Annotated in this window: 1 protein-coding gene and 1 pseudogene; one reads left to right on the plus strand and one right to left on the minus strand. The window is 38.2% G+C overall.

From position 1 onward, the window contains the following. Positions 1 to 265 precede the first annotated feature (265 nt). The gene (locus tag FTU35_RS13260) at positions 266 to 1,141 is read left to right on the plus strand and encodes an SDR family oxidoreductase (protein WP_012478242.1); all 876 of its coding nucleotides are present in this window, start codon (positions 266 to 268) and stop codon (positions 1,139 to 1,141) included. A gap of 687 nt (positions 1,142 to 1,828) precedes the next feature. Here FTU35_RS13260 and FTU35_RS13265 read toward each other — a convergent pair. Further along, positions 1,829 to 1,979 (minus strand): annotated as a pseudogene (locus FTU35_RS13265) (IS1 family transposase); the annotation flags it as partial.

The raw sequence follows: 1,979 nt of genomic DNA on the forward strand, positions 1-1,979 counted from the left end.
TTGATGCCATTTTTCTTTATACTGTCACTGAGGCAGGTTGGACATTTGATTTCTAGAGTTATTCGCATTTCTCTATTTTATCAAAATTCAACCTGCTTTGTTTCAGCATACTTTTTGAAACACCACCCCTTTTTCTATTACGTTTTGCGTTTTTTTGTTTTCCCTTTTTGCTGAGCCTTTTTTGGATAAAATATTTGGTACTCACCCTTTTTTATATCGGGTAATTGCTACCTAAATATTACATGATTAATGGAGGAAATTATTTATGACATTTAGTAACGTAGAAAATACACGAGTATGGTTTATTACAGGAGCGAGCAGTGGACTAGGATACGAGTTCACTAAAAAAGTACTAGAGTCAGGAGATAAGGTTGTTGGTGTTGCTAGAAATATTGAAAAACTTAATGAGTTAAAATACCAGTTTGAAGGAATGTTACTTCCGTTAAGTCTTGATGTTACTGATAGAAGTGCTGTTTTTACTACAGTGGAAACTGCCATTAAACATTTTGGAAGGATCGATATTGTCATTAACAATGCAGGAAATATGGTATTGGGAATGATTGAAGAATTTAGTGAAGATGAAGTTAGAAGTCAAATGGAGACTAATTTCTATGGTGCAATTTGGATTTGTCAAGCAGCTATGCCGTACTTACGGACACAAGGATCAGGTCATATTATACAGATATCTAGTATTGGTGGACTGATTACTGGTCCAATGTCGGGAATCTATAGTGCTAGCAAATTTGCTTTAGAAGGATTTAGCGAGGCATTAGCACAAGAAGCTGCACATTTTGGTGTAAAGGTATCTATCGTTGAACCCGGAGGCTATTGGACGAATCTATACTTAAAAATGAGTTTTACCACACAGAACAAAGAGTATGATTCATTACGTGAGAAGTTGGCTCAACAAAACTCAACCGAATCAGTTGATAGTGACCCTAAGTTGGCTGCCGAAGCTATAATGAAACTGGTTAATAGTGAGAATCCGCCTCTCCGATTGATTCTAGGAAGCCTTGTTTATGATTTAGCTGTTGAAAATGCAGAAAAACGTATATCTACATGGAAAGAGTGGGAATCAGTCAGTCGTTCTGCAGAACATGGGATTCCTGCACCAGAAGGATATGGAATAATCGAGGAATAGAAGATCAAAAAAATATTGAGATTATTTTTAAGTATGCCGCAATCGGGCGCGATTGTTGAATAAGTAAAATTAAGAGTGGCTACGGCTACTCTTTTTTTATTTGGCCAGAAGGAAAGATAAACGGGAAGTGTCAACGGTAAATGTCTGACTGGAGCAAAGCGGAAGGAATTTAAGGAGTTGATACGAGCCACTGATTTTCCACCCTCTCGGCATTGACAAAACTTTGTTTTGTCCTGCCAACCGGCGAGGGAGCCCCCTCAAAAAGTGAGGGGGTTGGGGGAGTTTTTTGGAGGGGGTCGAGGGGAAATTTTTCCCTCGTGGGTTTGGGCAAAGCCCATGGTTTTTTTACTTGATCTTGGGAATGAATTTGCAACCGTTGCGGAAAAGCGCAAAGGTGAAAATCTCATTTCTGTTACTAGGAAAAAGAAACGGCAGCAGCGGTTATTTTTTTGCTTTTGACTTTGGGAATCTGGCACAAGCCAGGTTCTTGCTTTGACCCTCGGAGAGCACACCTTTACGAATGTAAAGTATAGTGTGTTATACTTTACTTGGAAGATAACTCCGAAATGAGGTGCATACAATGAGTTTTGCAGTGGCTAGAATGACGAAATTAAAAGCTGATAATTTAGTCGGCATTGGCAATCATGACCAACGGAAAACGGTGGTGTTTCAAAAAGTATGCTGACATTAAATGAAGCCATTATTGATGTAAAAAAAAGGTTAAGTCGAAAGCTTTAAAATGGTTTTCAATCTTTTTTGAAAAATTACAACTCCTTCTAAAACCGCGCCTAATTCGATGCCTTATTTTGCAATTATTACCTTCAATACCTACAGTAAA

Source organism: Acinetobacter sp. YH12095 (assembly GCF_013419245.1).
Lineage (GTDB): Bacteria > Pseudomonadota > Gammaproteobacteria > Pseudomonadales > Moraxellaceae > Acinetobacter > Acinetobacter towneri.

Coding starts and splice junctions, on each gene's coding strand:
- FTU35_RS13260 (WP_012478242.1), top strand. CDS start 266: ATGACATTTAGTAACGTAGAAAATACACGAGTATGGTTTATTACAGGA.